Below are 14,921 nucleotides of genomic sequence, written 5' to 3' on the forward strand. Positions count from 1 at the left end.
CACCTATCCCACCACCACAAACACACTCAGGCCACCGAAGCCACACACCGTGTACACCCAGCAAACTAAACAGTGCCCATCACACCATACATACACGGCAGCACCAAGCACCCCAGACAAGCAATATAGAGGCAACGCACCACATAGAGGCAACGCACCGCAGCGGTGGTAGCATCGGCCAATGCCCGCCCCCTACCCCCCATTCAGCGACACCCTCTGCCCTACGTCACCGCACTACAACTACGGCCACTGGACACCATCACCCTGGCAGTCATTCATTGCACCGAACTCCCCGACTTAGCAACAGCACGCACCTATAGCGAGCGCGTGCTCTATCCGAGCGGCACCGGCGACAGCGGCCATTACTATATCGATCGCAACGGACACATTGAACAATACGTGCCCCCAGAACGAATCGCACACCACGTCCGCAACCAAAACGCACACACCCTAGGCATCGAACTCGTGAACCGTGGCCGCTACCCCCATTGGCTAGACACCCGCCATCAAACAATGGACGAACCCTATCCAGCAGCCCAGATCCAAGCCCTGATCGCACTGCTGACGTGGCTGACACACACACTACCGGCACTCAACAGCATCGCCGGCCACGACACACTGGACACCGAACACGTCCCGGCCAGCAACGACCCCACGCAACTGGTTCCACGCAAACATGACCCCGGACCGCTTTTCCCCTGGGATCACATCAATGCAGCACTACCACACTTACAGCACCTGACAACCTAAACACCTCTACAACCGCAACAACCTCAACAGCAAAAGCAACAACCCATGTAGTAACGCCGCCCTCTGGAGGGGGAACATGGCATTTTCTTGCGTAAAAACAGCCACCCATCGTGCCCCTGCAACATCGTGAGAATGACTACTCTCACCGCAACAGCACACACATTAACTATGTCAGCCACGACACTACGAATCATTGGACACCCCCACTGCCACTCACTCCGCGTAACACCCCACGGCACCGCCACAACACGACTACGCAACCACGATGTCCCCATCACCAAGAACACGGCCATCCTCTGTCACAGCAATCCAGTACTTGATGTGAAACTACCCGGCAATGTGATCTGCACCAACGCGACACAGGTTTGAGACAGCAACCACACGATCAAACACATCTAAGCCAACACCAGGCGTACCGATGCCTCTGCGGTAGCACTACGCCCTCCTCGCCCCACACCTGCGTCCTCCTTACGCTTAGCCACGAACAACATTAGCCCCAGGCAATGCACCTCACCAAACCGAATATTGACCTCCTGGGAGCGTCTTTGCTGTTTCAGTGTCCATTGATGCAGGCTGCACCTAGCCATGCCTTCTATGAAACACTCCTTGCACACTTGATAACAGCCACAAGCGCTGCAATCGGACATTTCTAATGGATCCACTGCATGACCCTCGCAACGTGGCCCAGATCACACCGACGACCGGCAATATTGCTCCGTCTGATGCGCTTGAGAGACCCCCACTGCAACCGACGTGTCTCACCCAACCAAACCCATCTCGGCAACAACACTACGGAAACACCTGTCCTCAAGCATTCGAAATAACGCCCTCTCGCATGGCTCACAGCGCTCATGTCCACAGCACCCTTACAAAGCAGCGCAGGCGTCTGAGCTTGCCCAAGAGTCACGCTTTAAATTCAATACGAGACCGCACCACATCCAAACAACGGTGCAGAACAGACACCACGATCAGAAAAACCGCACAATCACTCGCCAACAAACACACCCAGAAAGAATGCCGAAAAAACCCCACAATCATCCACAATACAGCTGCCGTCTCTCCAGACAGCCGCCATCCCCTATTCCAAGCAGCTCTCTTGGGGACACAACAGGACACATGGCTAGCACCCGATACAAGCACAAGACAAGAACAAGGCTGCAACACCGCCCCGCATAGATCAGCAACCCGGGTTTCTTGGTTTCTCAGAACACTGCATGGAGATTCGTTTGTCTTCCCAAAGCACGACACCCATTACGCATCGACCAAAGTTGAGCAGCACAGCAAGCCAGCGCGTATTTCTGGGTTCCGCCTGGTCAACATCACGCGCAACTTCGGAACATCACAGATGCAAGCCGCATGACTCACCATCGCTACCCACGGCCAGTTCCGTACCTCTCAACCCACCCTGGATCATCAGCACATCCAAGACCTCGACACCCGTTTCCGATACCGGCCTATCTAAAAGATGCAGTTTTTACTTGCCGCTCTCGCTGCCCCCGCACCACGCTACGCCGGTCTTTTCAGGCAGCGTCCATGAGGACTAACAATCATGACTGAACAATTGAACATTACCCGTGGTGTCAATAACAAACCGGTTGCCACCGACCTCTTGCAGCAAGCGCTCACCCTCTTGCAGGGCATCTGCGGTGAAGTCTTCATCGGCTATCCCTTGATTGCCACACCAGATGGCAAATACTCCATTGATGCCACCTTGGTCAGCCCCTCCACAGGCATTGTGTTATTCGATTTAATCGAAGGGACGGATGCCAAAGACTATGCAGAACGTCAGGATGATTTAGCAAACAAGATGGAAGCACGCTTGAGGTTACATCGGGAACTGGTCAAAGGACGTCAATGACAGGTGCCGTTGTCGGTGATTTCATTTGCTCCAGCCATTGGCAATGTTGAGGCTGTCGCGATTACGGATTATCCACTCGTCAATGAACACGGCCTTGGCGCTGCACTCAATGCACTGGATTGGACGCAGGGCAGCGATACTCTCTACAGAATGACGCTGTCTGCAATAGAAAGCCTCAGCAGCATTAGAAAAAGCCGCTCCAAGCGTGAAGTACAACGCTCAGACTCCCGGGGGGCCAAGCTCAAGCGTCTGGAAGATTCCATTGCCACGCTGGATCATCGGCAACACAAAGCCGTCCTTGAAACAGTGGAAGGCGTGCAGCGCATCAGAGGGCTGGCAGGTTCTGGAAAAACCATTGTCTTGGCACTTAAAGCCGCTTATCTGCACACCCAGTATCCGGATTGGCGGATCGCTGTCACCTTTAATACGCGTTCCCTCAAAGCCCAGTTCCAGCGGCTCATCACCAATTTTTGTATTGAGCAGAGTGGTGAAGAACCAGACTGGACCAAGATTCGGGTCATCAATGCCTGGGGGGCACCCGGCGGAGCGGCGAGAGATGGCCTTTACTATGAATATTGCTGTGCGACGGGAGCGACGTTTTTCGACTTTAGGAGAGCCTCTTTTACATTCGTAAACGAGGAAAATGCCTTCAATGGCGCATGTCGCAATGCATTAGAAGATGCTGCTGATGCCGCAGGTCTCTACGATGTCATTCTTTTAGATGAAGCACAGGACCTGCCACCCAGTTTTCTGAAGCTGTGCTACGCCATGCTGACGCCAGAAAAACGCTTGGTGTACGCCTACGACGAGCTGCAAAGTCTCTCAGGAACATCGCTGCCACCGCCGGAAGAGATTTTTGGCAAGGATGAAACGGTAAAACCACTGGCCACCTTTGGCGACGATGAGAGACGGGATTTAATCTTGCAGAAATGCTATCGAAACTCCCGCCCGGTATTAGTGTCGGCGCATAGTCTTGGTTTTGGGATGTACCGTAACGCGCCGCAAGCTAAATCAACTGGCTTGGTGCAGATGTTCAACGATCCAATGTTATGGGAAGAAATTGGCTACACCGTGAAGCATGGGCAATTGGCTAAAGGCCAGCCTGTTGCACTTGAGCGCACTCCAGAAACAAGTCCAATATTCCTGGAAGATCATTCGGATATTAATGACATCGTCCAGTTCATCCCATTCGAGGATGAGTTTCAGCAAGATGCCTGGCTGCTGCAACAGATTCAGAAAAATCTCGCAGAAGACGAGCTTCGCCATGATGACATCATGGTGATTCACCCAGATTCTCTAACGGCCCGTCAAAGTACAGGTTTCATCCGTAAATCGCTTTTTGAAGCAGGGATTCAGGCGCATTTAGCAGGTGTCGATACCGATGCGGACGTCTTTTTCCGAACCGATACTCGCTCCGTAACGTTCACTGGGATTTACCGTGCCAAGGGGAATGAAGCCGGCATGGTGTATGTCATCAATGCGCAGCACTGTAACGGTTCCGGCTCAGGGCTTGCCAATCTGCGTAATTGTCTTTTTACCGCGATGACACGCAGTAAAGCCTGGGTTCGGGTCATCGGTTATGGCCCCCAAATGCAGGAGTTGGTTGATGAATTCAATGCGTTAAAGCAGCGCCACTTTGTCTTGGAGTTCACCTATCCCGATGAGGAGTTATTGAGCAGTCTGCGCATTGTGCACCGTGATATGTCTCCACAAGCGCGGCAGCGTCTTAAGCAACGCAAGAGTCAGCTTGCTGATCTTTTACATGATCTGGAGAGTGGCGAACTGCATTTGGAAGATCTTGATGCAGCGAGTCTGGAGACACTCAGAAAATTCCTTGGGGATAACGCCTCATGAGGCTGACTCCACAATGCATCAAAAAAGATATGGATTGACTGATTTCTAAATTAATTGAACAAGGCGTGTGTGACGATTCAAACTTCTCTGCGATTCGATGTTCTGGGGGTAAAACAGAGATTAGCTTCAGCGGTGCGCAGCATCTTTCCATTGCACTACGTGATATCGAATACACGAAAATATATAGCGCACTCGCAGATAAGCGCTCATACAACATGAGGCTTATTGATGGGGCACTGCTTCAAATGATGTACCGCCTCGAAAACGACAGCCTGCTCCAACATCGGCTTGGGTTTTACCCTGCGCCACATCTACGGACCTTCCAAGATGACCCGGACACATACGTTTGCGATGCGCTGTTTATGGAGATTGTGGAACGTAGAATTGTTCCATTCCCATTACGTTTTGATTTTGATGCGCGCGAAGGTATTTACGTTGATGGGGCGCATCCCAAAAGTCATCTGACATTAGGTGATGTCACGGGATGCCGCATTCCAGTGTCAGCACCATTGACACCGCGTTGGTTTGTTGAATTTGTTTTGAGGCATTTTTATCAAACAAAGCAGCATGATTTCATCAGCGGTCTGCCACAACACAGCATGAAATTTCAACCATCAATCACTCAACATGAAGCAGATTTGATGCATCTGGTGATTCCATATTAGCCATCGCGCAGCAGCAGTGATCGGCAGTCAATAAAGCACATCACAACGCATTACTGCGGCAATCAAGTTAATGACCAAAGAACCCACACACGAAATTTCCTCAAACAAGATACGCGCGCTGAACGAAGCTGAGTTGAACTGTATCGGTGGTGGTTTCAAGCAGAGCGCCTCCAATGAGCACACTTCAATTGAAACCTGATACCTCTGCATTAATAAATAGAAGCGGGAGTAGCTGTCGTAAGCGCGAGTCTTAAACGATAGAAGCTGTGACAAATAAAATGTATGCGCTTGAAAAAATAGTATCGAAATCTACCGCAAGATCTACTGATATTCGATATGGGATATGTGCAGTCCTTATACAAATCAAAGCGATCAACTGCAATTGAGTGCCATAGGGGCATCGCCTTTGTGATGCTGCGTTTTTCATTCAATAGGCGAATCTTGATCTGCGTTCAAAACGATTGTTCTATGGTTGAACAACACTGAGATTCCAGTACCCATCGTAGAAACCTTTGGACAATCGTCACATGTGACCAATGAGGTATATAACGATTTTCGACATAACATCACTGGGCAACACACCGCACATTACTTCGCGTGCTCACGCAAAAAACACCATCTATATTAATAAGAACACCAAGACACCACGACGCTGCCCCCGAGCGGCACGTCATCGCTGTTTTTCTTCTGGGATAATCATTGCAAAACGCATCAATGGCATTTAGTGGATCAATGACGCTGTACCGTCGGAAGCGATCACGTTACCTCAAGCCTCCATTGTCTGCTGACATAAGGCAGCGGCTATCAATGCATTGACGCTTTGAGGTATGTGCTGATTCCGTCCATAAACATTTGCACCGAGATTGCCACCAACAACATTCCCATTAAGCGCTCCAATGCTGTCAACACACGATGGCCCAACAGTTTGTACAAGAACGTCGCAGAAAATAAGATCGCTGCTGCTCCGCCCCAAGCCAGCAACAACGCACAGTTCCAATCCCACAACCGGGCCGGCTCGTTGCTCCCCATCAGCATCACTGCAGCCATGCCCGATGGACCAGCAACCAATGGGATTGCTAATGGCACGATAAAAGGCTCTCCCTCAGGGATTTCCCCCATCAATCCTTCTGGCCGAGGAAAGATCATCCGGATACCAATGAGGAATAAGACGATGCCTCCGGCAATCGATACCGACTCCTGTCGCAAATGCATCAACTCCAAGACGTATTTGCCCCCCCATAGGAAACCCATGAGTACCATCAGCGCAATCAGCAATTCACGCGCCAGTACCACGCGTTGCCGTTGGGCAGGCAATGGTTTGAGTACGCTGAGAAACACCGGGATGTTGCCCAATGGGTCAAGAATCAGGAACAGTAACAACGCAGCAGACATAATCGTCATGGGATGGAACTCCAGATCACTCGACGGTGTAAAACACTCGATAAAAACACTGAATAATGCAAGACAGGCCGATGCCTATTCGGCAGGATCAACCTTGGCACCCACCATTCACGGCAACAACACCCTATGTGCTCAATACGGTACGCATTGGGACTTCGATACAATCACTGATCTGGGCTGTCTACAGACACCCAGGACGAGTCCAACAGGCCTATTGTGCCTAGATGGCCGCAATCTGCCCCAATACGCTGAACTCACCCTCTGAGACGTCACCCATAAGACCACACACGCTGTCAGTTTGTGGACGCTGCAATCTTTACCGAACCGTCACCGTGCGCTCAGGTTTGGAGGCTCCTTGCACACGGATGCCGGTGAATAGGCCAGTTCGACCAAGAAAGCACATCCTGCTGCGCAGGATACCGTGACTTACACAAGCCGCCCAACCAAGTCTGCATCGGTGTGGCACCGCCGTCTGGAAATGCCTCGCTTGATACTCCAACGGATATGGAAACAATCAAAATGGGGCACGGCCTGACACCACTGCAACAACGGTAATCACCACATGAGTAAGATCACTGTGGGGCCTGCGGCCCAGATGTGCGCTGTAACCTCCATTCACACCCGCTGCCCACACCAGGCAACCTTTCAGTACGGTTTGCTACAACACATATGCACTCAAGCCTAATCAGCCTCGCTGAGAATACGCTTCAGATCGCCAGATTCAAACAGCTCCAAGATGATCTCGCAGCCACCGATCAATTCTCCATGAATGAACAGCTGCGGGAAAGTCAGCCAATTGGAGAAGCGTGGCAAATTGGCACGAATCTCTGCTTCGGCAAGCACGTTCACAATATGCAAATGACGAGCGCCAGCAGCAAGCAACGCCTGTGTCGCTCTGCTGGAATAACCACACATCGGAAATTCAAGCGTCCCTTTCATGAATAACACCAATGGATGCTCTTCAATTTCAGCCTGGATCCGCTCCATCACCAACATACGATTCTCCCAACATGAGGCAGGTCCCGTAACCGCTAATCAGATGTCTACGACACAGGGCGACATTGTAACCACCGTATTCCTAACAAAGTCTCACACCAATCTAACAGCCCCTCATATGCTCATTTTCACCACATTCTGAAACTGTATGTCCTCATGCTTTATGTGGAAACGCATGAAGTACAACGGCAACGCAGCAATATGGCGGCAGACACGTGACAGTGACACACCTGCACCGAGCACAGACGCTATCCTCCATTGACACAGACTTCAGGCATTCACGCAGCCATTCGAGAGGACGCCCAGGCTTTCGCCCATCGCTGACATCAGCTCAGACAGAAGAAGACGCCGCAACGGCATCCCTCCGTGACACCTCCTCGGACAAACGCTCCAGCACCACAGCCACGCGCTCTTGATCCCCAAGTACTGCGCCGACCTGCTCTAGAGAAGCCATTAAATCCGCAGGTTGATCCGCACGTAGTGTGGCATGACCGACCTTGCGCCCTTGGCGTGGCTGCTTGCCATAGTCGTGCCAATGTAGGCCTGACAGGGCAAGTAATGCCTGTTGATCAGGCATGACACCTAAGCAATTGACCATGCAGGCATAACCACGCATCGCAGTGCTACCGAGCGGTAAGCCAAATACAGCACGCAGGTGATTTTCAAACTGGGACGTTTCGGCCCCTTCAATCGTCCAATGTCCGGAGTTATGTACGCGTGGTGCCATCTCGTTGGCAAGTAATCGACCATCGTGGACGAACAGCTCTAGTGCGAACACGCCCACATAGTCCAATCGCTCAGCCAATAAACGCGCATAGGCTTCAGCCGCAGCCTGCAGCGTGGGATCAACGGCCATTGGAGCCAAACTGACAGAAAGAACGCCAGCAACATGCCAATTCTCTGTCAACGGCCAAGAACGAAACTGACCGTTACAACCGCGCACAGCAAGGATGCTCATCTCACGCTGGAATGGCACAAAGGCTTCCAAAATCAACCCGGTTATTCCGGCTTGCTCACCGAGCATGGCCCAAGCCGCATCCGCATCAGTCAACGTCTTGATGCGGAATTGGCCTTTGCCATCGTAACCAAACCGACGCGTCTTGAGGATACAAGGTGTCCCCACCTTGACGATTGCCACATCCAAAGCAGCCCGATTGTCGACAGCAACGAAGTCGGGCACCGGAATCCCCAAGTCACGAAACAAGGTTTTTTCACTCAGCCTGTCCTGGGCCACTGCAAGCGCCTCTGGATTCGGATACACCGGGACGTGTTCTTTCAGTACTTGCACACTAGCAACCGGCAGGTTCTCAGAGTCGAAAGTGATGACATCCACCCGGGTGACAAAGTCACGCAACGCAGCCACATCATCAAAACAACCAACCCAGAGCGGCGTCATCTGCCCAGCACAAGCGTCAACAGTTTGATCAAAGGTACACACCCGCACGCCCAATGGGGGTGCAGCCAACGCCAGCATACGGGCCAGTTGCCCACCGCCAAGAATACCGAGGGTCTTCATTGGCGTGGATCGTCCGCAGCATTCACCTGATCCGTCTGACGTTGGCGGAACTCAGTCAGCATCCGACGCATTGCTGGATTTTCGGGTACCAACAGCGCGGCGGCAAACAGGGCGGCATTGACTGCACCAGCTTCCCCAATCGCGAATGTGGCTACTGGAATACCCGCCGGCATCTGTACGATTGATAACAGCGAATCCAAACCATTCAGAGCCCTGGACTGCATTGGCACCCCCAACACTGGAACTATCGTCTTAGCAGCCAACATACCTGGAAGGTGCGCTGCGCCACCGGCCCCGGCAATGATGGCACGCAAACCACGTCCTTCAGCCTGCTCAGCATAAGCAAACAATTTATCCGGAGTACGATGCGCCGAAACGACCTTCACTTCATACGCGACGCTGAGAGCATCGAGCTTTTGTGCGGCGTGCTGCATCGCCCCCCAATCCGAAGAGGAACCCATGACAATACCGACCAGCGGGGGGGATTGATTGGAGATCATGGCCCTAACCTATCGCAAACGCGTATTCTAGCCATCTTCCCGGTTAAGATCAGACATTCATTATGGATCGCAAATTACTTCATTTGCTGTGCTCCCCAGATACCCGCCAACCGCTGTCCTTACTTGAGAGTAAAGGGCTGGAAGCCCTGAACAAGGCGATCGTTAGTGGCACTGTGCAACGCGCCGACGGCAGCATTCAAAATCAGTCATTACATGAAGCGCTGATCACTCGTGATCGCAAACAAGTGTTCCGAATTGAAGACAGTATCCCCGTCTTATTGCCCGAGGAAGCTATCGCTACGATACAGATCGCCAACTTCCCGGATAAATAAAGCACCTCCATCACGACAATTAAAACACTCTCACTGCGGATGGATAGCTTTGAAGAAACCGTCGCACCTCCCTCTTCATCCGGCACTCCTCCCACTCATTCAGCTTAAACATGAGTCAACCAACACAGACATCCAAACGAGAAAGATGTCAGGCAATACGATATTGACGGCAGCAGGCACACGTTGATCTAGATCGAATCTACATTCACTAAGAATGCCTTCAAAAATCAGTATCCGCCGTCACCACGATCACAATCGTAAAGCCCCCATGTACAGCAATTGGCTCGGCTGGTGATTGAAATCTCCCCAAAGAAATAACCTCACAAATGACTGGAAACTAATTGCGGCAGGATATTGACCAACGCCCAAGCATACCCAGCCTGTGAAATTGAATGTAGCGCGTTACCCGGCCCATTCCCCACACACGGAACCAAAAAAGGAACGTCAATGGCATTACACAAATGCGCTGTAACGCTACGATAACTTACGGCCATCGCAATATCGTTGGCTCCGTTGTGGTCGAAACACCAATGCCCATTGGTATTCAAAGCAACTGAGACCATCAACGAGATCAAAGATAATCACAAAATGATTCAGTCAATCTGTTTGCGTCTCATCCATCCAAGAGGATCGATACCTGTCTCCACGTTGATGCATCTAATGCCGATACTCATCGTGTTCTGGCTAGGCACTTCCCAAGCCCTGGCGGTCGAAGTCTGCGAATTGCCGCCGGTTAACGGCTCTTCTGCTGCAGCACAAGCCATCGTACGCACTGCCTGTGAGGAACATCGACTATGGGGACAATCATTCATCAATCGTCACGGACGCATCGCCAAGCTTGGCATCACAGAATCTGAAAGCGACACGCTCGCCGATCAAAAATCCATTGCTTGGCAACAAGTAGCGCTTTACTGGCGTGAGAGCAGCACCCTAGCGATGACGGGCAGCGCGCCAGGATCCTCTAGCTGTGCCGCGCTAGACAACAGCCGCAACACTGCCAACGATTGCCGCGCATTCCTGCTTGACACCCCCTGGTCAGCAGCGTTTATATCCTGGGTCATGACTCGCGTTGGTCTCGCTGGGTTCAGCGTCTCACCATCTCACATCACCTACATTCGCGCCAGTTATCTTGATGCTTCCTCGCCATACCGTTTCACCGACCCAGGCATTGAGAAGCCAAAAGCCGGAGACCTGCTATGCCGGATACGCGGACGTCCGCCCGTCGGCTATGCCGGCTTACGTGCCGCGCTAGACGCTGGTAGAACCGAGGATTGGCTCAGTCACTGCGATATTGTGGTCGCTGCAAACGTCAACGGCGATCGCACGCTCCACATGATTGGCGGCAACGTGTCCAATACGGTGATGATGCGCAAACTGCCGTTGGATCGCAAAGGACGGCTGCAACTGTCACGACTACAACCGAATCAGGATCAGGAATGCACCCCAGCGCAAGAAAATAACTGTAATTCCAACCGAGGCGACTGGGCAGCGCTATTGAAACTGCGTCCTGACGTAGCACTGGCACCACCTGATAGCCAAACAGACACTCCCCTCCCTGTAGCACAGTGTTGCACCAATGAATACACACTCTGCCTACAATTCCCTGCACAAGAAATAGACTAAAAATTATGGAAGAACAATGAGATCAATGGCAACCGCGACTGTGCTTGAGTGATCTGCAGCAAATAATATCCAACAAAATATTTCATCTGAAAAATAAAGTACTTGAAGCTCCCTCGCCTGAAATCACTCAACCTGGCTTAAAGCAAACGCCTTTTAATACATGTCTATAGGTAAGCATGAGACTTGATAAGAATATTCAACATGTAATTGCCCTACTTTGGAAACTTTGAAAGCAATTTCCCATCGTCCTACTGTCATTGCAGTCATTTTTGATGCTCATATTAGCGATCCAGCTATCAACACATTCCGTGATAGATAGGACATAAGCTCCACACGGCATAAGGTAATACACAACAATACAGCCATTCCCATTTTTAATATCGGACAAGCCCACAACGCACAGCAAGGTGGCGCGTTGCTGTTATTTAAGCTACTCGGACCACCCAATCGCCCATTACACGTACTCATGGAGCGCATCAATGCAGGCCACCAACACAAACGTGCTTGACTCGAACGACCTGCGCCTCTCCGTCATACAAGCAATGCATACGTGTGGCGAACCTTGAACACACAACGACACGATGACCTCACAATAAGAATAAACACAAGATCACCTGTTTTATAGACTTAATGGCTATCACCATACCCACTCCAAAATACAAGATACCCGATGTCATACTCATCGGATTTATTCACCTAATTCTCATTACCGGTGACTTGCAGTTATATTACGAAGCGCTAAATGGCTTGATCAACAAATACCGTTACCATACGGGCACCCATCGCTTGCAGATCATGTATTAACATGGGGCTTTAAACACCGTTACATCGTGATTATTTTCTTTCTATAAAAATAAAAAAATCAACGCACCAATAAAGCACCTTTCCCACCTACTTTTAAATCGCAGGCGATGCCATCACATGCAAAACATTTAAAACTCACCTGAAACATACGAGGGTTCAGGTGAGTTAAAAAATGATAATAAAATCTATAACCAGAGATCTTTAAATTAATATTCTAATGTAAATCTACATTATCCTGCAGTGAGACAGCAATTTTCTCCATCATACCCTGATCTTCATGATCAAGAATATGGCAGTGTAAAACAAATTCTCCTATATATCGTTGATACCGAGTTCGAATTATAAATCGATAGAAATTTTTAGGGTTATTCTTCAAATCACCCGGTAATAAATTTGTTTTCACAAGGATAGTGTCTTTCCATTGCCCTTTTAAACCTGAAAATTGAGTATCACCATCAGCCTCTACAACACCAGGCGCACTGACATCCTTACCTTGTGGATCATAAATAGCCACAATCTGGAAAGGATTAACATGTATATGGAAAGGATGGCTAACACTATAAGAACGCAACTCCCACTCTTGCGCCTTACCTAGAGGCAGATTCAAACCAACCTTATTAGGATTATAGATGAATGGCTTGCTTGGCATATAGACACCATTCACGTTCTTAACCGAGAAATCATGGCTCAAGACAAATACATTATTTTTATCCGAGTCTTGACCTACAAAGAATAATAGTTTTTGTTTCGACTGGCCTTGAACTTCATTATCCGCAATATCGATAGGATGTGGCGTAAACTTTCTCAGGAGGATTTCATGATGATTATCCTTGCCTTCAGCATGCGCGATATCTTTAATCACTTCTTCACGAACATTCTCTGGCATAAATTTCTCAGCTGACTTTATTAACTTATTAACAAGCACTGAGGTGATTGCGTTTGTAGAGATATTATCTTTTCCAGAGACAGACACAAAGCCAAGTAAACTCTGAGGTGAGGATTCGCTATTTATACTACCAGCTTTGGATTGTTGTGGTTGTATAATGCAATATCCACCTGAGGAAGGAAATACCGTTAGTAAATCATAACGATATCCAGGTTGAAGAGTCACTTTCTGAGTATTGATAGTATGACTCATTGTCAATCCATCGGCTGCTACGATCTGGAAAGGAATAGCTTCTCCAGAGCAAAGCTCCTGGACTAAACGTCCCGCATCCTCTCTCTTTAAATGACCTGTATAAGCACGCTTATGTAATTCATTCAAGTTAATATTAGGGTTGATTTTTCGAAATGTCATATTAATTGTTTCACGCACACCTGCATGAATCAATCTCCAACGCTCCACTTCACCAACTTGTGATTTAAACGTTGGTAGTACGATGCCGTTGATACTTGTCCACCGACCGGAAGCAGGCCATGTACCCGGCCCAAACTGATCATAAGACTCAATGACGCCGGTTTCTCCTGGATTACAGCTCCAGTTAATTGTCCCATCCTTTTTACGTTTTAACTTTCCATCATTACCTAAACAAGCGTAAGCAATTTGTTGGAAAAGCACCGTATGTTCTTTGTAAGATTGCCCTGTCTCTGGATCCATTAATAAGGTACTTAAATCTCCATTTGAGGTCGGCGTTGGCTTACGATTACCGCGTATAATAAAAGCACCGGCCATACCGCTAGACACTTGCAAAGCAGTAGAGCCATGGCGATGTGAGTGGTACCAATAAGTGCCCTCTGGAATATCATTAGAAAGATCATACTGATATTCGAAGCTAACTCCTGGATTGATTGACAGAAGGACATTATCACTATTTCCTGTCGGACTGATCCACAACCCATGAGAATGCAAATTAGTTCCATTGAAACAATGAGGTTTATCGGCCAATTTATTGGCTGTCACTTGCTGTTGCATTCCATGGTTATTCAGACAACTCGCATCAGGAGGTAATCTGTTCTTTAATAAAATACGGACCGTATCACCAGGGTGGGCCTCGATTTGAGGGGCGACAAACTGATTAACTTGGGTGACACGTTTATTATTGGCATCTTGACCAGTATATCCGCGTAAATGGACCTTCTGGAAGCTGTTTGATGAGGGATCATAAAGTTTACCATCAACATATCCAACATTTAACACATAATAAACGTCGTTACGATTACTTAGCGACTTTTCTACACCAAAATGATTTGCAAGTATCTCTCTAAGAGTACCCTTTAGAGATGGAGGCTCTGAGAATAAAAGGGATTCAAATGCATCTTTCTGATTACTCACTACATCATTCTTTTTTTCTGCAGCGACAGCCTGCAACGACACCAAAAAAGTAATGATCAGTAAGAAATGACGCAGATACAATGATAGAGCTTTTTTTTGAGTATTCATTACCTTAGACTCTTTAAGTGACTTTATTTAAAATTAATTTAAGAAATCCTACACCATTCAAAAAAACGCCTAAACTCACTAAAGCATAAACGCGCCACATCATTAAAATAATTATATTCTCACACTTCATACATTATGCAAGCATCACGACCAACATCTTTCTCTAAAAAAACACATGAAAGAAGAGAAATGAGTCTCAAAATTAGAAATTAGAAAAAAATGCCGCAGACTCTATAAAATAA

General features: G+C 49.0%; 15 protein-coding genes. 9 read left to right on the forward strand and 6 right to left on the reverse strand.

Annotated elements, in window-relative coordinates; genetic code table 11:
* Window positions 1-165 precede the first annotated feature (165 nt).
* Entirely contained in the window at window positions 166-750 is a 585-nt protein-coding gene (locus tag F7G16_RS11095) for an N-acetylmuramoyl-L-alanine amidase (protein ID WP_167405118.1), read from the forward strand.
* Between the two features lie 395 nt (window positions 751-1,145).
* Here F7G16_RS11095 and F7G16_RS11105 read toward each other — a convergent pair whose 3' ends face one another.
* Window positions 1,146-1,337, reverse strand: coding sequence for a hypothetical protein (locus tag F7G16_RS11105; protein ID WP_004087406.1), 192 nt, complete (start codon window positions 1,335-1,337; stop codon window positions 1,146-1,148).
* A 65-nt stretch (window positions 1,338-1,402) separates the two neighbouring features.
* Between F7G16_RS11105 and F7G16_RS11110 the strand changes: the two genes are divergently transcribed.
* From F7G16_RS11110 to F7G16_RS12610, 5 genes are all read left to right on the forward strand, one after another.
* Window positions 1,403-2,110 carry a hypothetical protein gene (locus F7G16_RS11110; RefSeq protein WP_004087407.1) on the forward strand — a complete coding sequence of 236 codons (708 nt, stop codon included), beginning with the start codon at window positions 1,403-1,405 and terminating at the stop codon, window positions 2,108-2,110.
* A 189-nt stretch (window positions 2,111-2,299) separates the two neighbouring features.
* Window positions 2,300-2,608, forward strand: coding sequence for a hypothetical protein (locus F7G16_RS12420; RefSeq protein ID WP_004087408.1), 309 nt, complete (start codon window positions 2,300-2,302; stop codon window positions 2,606-2,608).
* A gap of 15 nt (window positions 2,609-2,623) precedes the next feature.
* Entirely contained in the window at window positions 2,624-4,462 is a 1,839-nt protein-coding gene (locus F7G16_RS11120; RefSeq protein ID WP_228446155.1) for a DEAD/DEAH box helicase, read from the forward strand.
* A gap of 65 nt (window positions 4,463-4,527) precedes the next feature.
* Window positions 4,528-5,127 carry a DUF2290 domain-containing protein gene (locus F7G16_RS11125; protein ID WP_011098335.1) on the forward strand — a complete coding sequence of 200 codons (600 nt, stop codon included), beginning with the start codon at window positions 4,528-4,530 and terminating at the stop codon, window positions 5,125-5,127.
* A 70-nt stretch (window positions 5,128-5,197) separates the two neighbouring features.
* Window positions 5,198-5,326, forward strand: a complete 129-nt coding sequence (locus tag F7G16_RS12610; protein WP_014607512.1) for a hypothetical protein — start codon at window positions 5,198-5,200, stop codon at window positions 5,324-5,326.
* 605 nt (window positions 5,327-5,931) lie between these two features.
* On the opposite strand, the gene F7G16_RS11130 is transcribed toward F7G16_RS12610, so the two are convergent.
* Complete coding sequence (locus F7G16_RS11130; RefSeq protein ID WP_004087412.1) at window positions 5,932-6,528, reverse strand: YhgN family NAAT transporter; 597 nt, start codon at window positions 6,526-6,528, stop codon at window positions 5,932-5,934.
* Between the two features lie 94 nt (window positions 6,529-6,622).
* On the opposite strand from F7G16_RS11130, the gene F7G16_RS12035 reads away from it, so the two are divergent.
* A complete protein-coding gene (locus F7G16_RS12035; RefSeq protein WP_155115086.1) occupies window positions 6,623-6,793 on the forward strand; it encodes a hypothetical protein in 171 nt (56 codons plus the stop codon).
* A gap of 416 nt (window positions 6,794-7,209) precedes the next feature.
* Here F7G16_RS12035 and grxD read toward each other — a convergent pair whose 3' ends face one another.
* The 3 genes from grxD to purE all read right to left on the reverse strand — a co-directional run bounded on the left by grxD (window position 7,210) and on the right by purE (window position 9,540).
* The gene (grxD, locus tag F7G16_RS11140) at window positions 7,210-7,524 is read right to left on the reverse strand and encodes a Grx4 family monothiol glutaredoxin (protein WP_004087414.1); all 315 of its coding nucleotides are present in this window, start codon (window positions 7,522-7,524) and stop codon (window positions 7,210-7,212) included.
* Between the two features lie 331 nt (window positions 7,525-7,855).
* Window positions 7,856-9,040: a 5-(carboxyamino)imidazole ribonucleotide synthase gene (locus tag F7G16_RS11145; protein ID WP_004087416.1), complete on the reverse strand. Its 1,185-nt coding sequence runs from the start codon at window positions 9,038-9,040 to the stop codon at window positions 7,856-7,858.
* Window positions 9,037-9,540, reverse strand: coding sequence for a 5-(carboxyamino)imidazole ribonucleotide mutase (gene purE / locus F7G16_RS11150; protein WP_011098337.1), 504 nt, complete (start codon window positions 9,538-9,540; stop codon window positions 9,037-9,039). The genes F7G16_RS11145 and purE overlap by 4 nt, the downstream gene beginning before the upstream one ends.
* Before the next feature lie 62 nt (window positions 9,541-9,602).
* Here purE and F7G16_RS11155 point away from each other — a divergent pair, with 62 nt between their 5' ends.
* The gene (locus tag F7G16_RS11155; RefSeq protein ID WP_004084759.1) at window positions 9,603-9,872 is read left to right on the forward strand and encodes a Trm112 family protein; all 270 of its coding nucleotides are present in this window, start codon (window positions 9,603-9,605) and stop codon (window positions 9,870-9,872) included.
* Window positions 9,873-10,523: 651 nt separating this feature from the next.
* A complete protein-coding gene (locus F7G16_RS11165; RefSeq protein WP_004087419.1) occupies window positions 10,524-11,495 on the forward strand; it encodes a DUF2272 domain-containing protein in 972 nt (323 codons plus the stop codon).
* Window positions 11,496-12,513: 1,018 nt separating this feature from the next.
* Here the strand turns inward: F7G16_RS11165 and F7G16_RS11170 are convergent.
* Window positions 12,514-14,679: a multicopper oxidase family protein gene (locus F7G16_RS11170; protein WP_004087420.1), complete on the reverse strand. Its 2,166-nt coding sequence runs from the start codon at window positions 14,677-14,679 to the stop codon at window positions 12,514-12,516.
* Between the last annotated feature and the right edge of the window lie 242 nt (window positions 14,680-14,921).

This window comes from Xylella fastidiosa (assembly GCF_011801475.1).
Classification (GTDB): domain Bacteria; phylum Pseudomonadota; class Gammaproteobacteria; order Xanthomonadales; family Xanthomonadaceae; genus Xylella; species Xylella fastidiosa.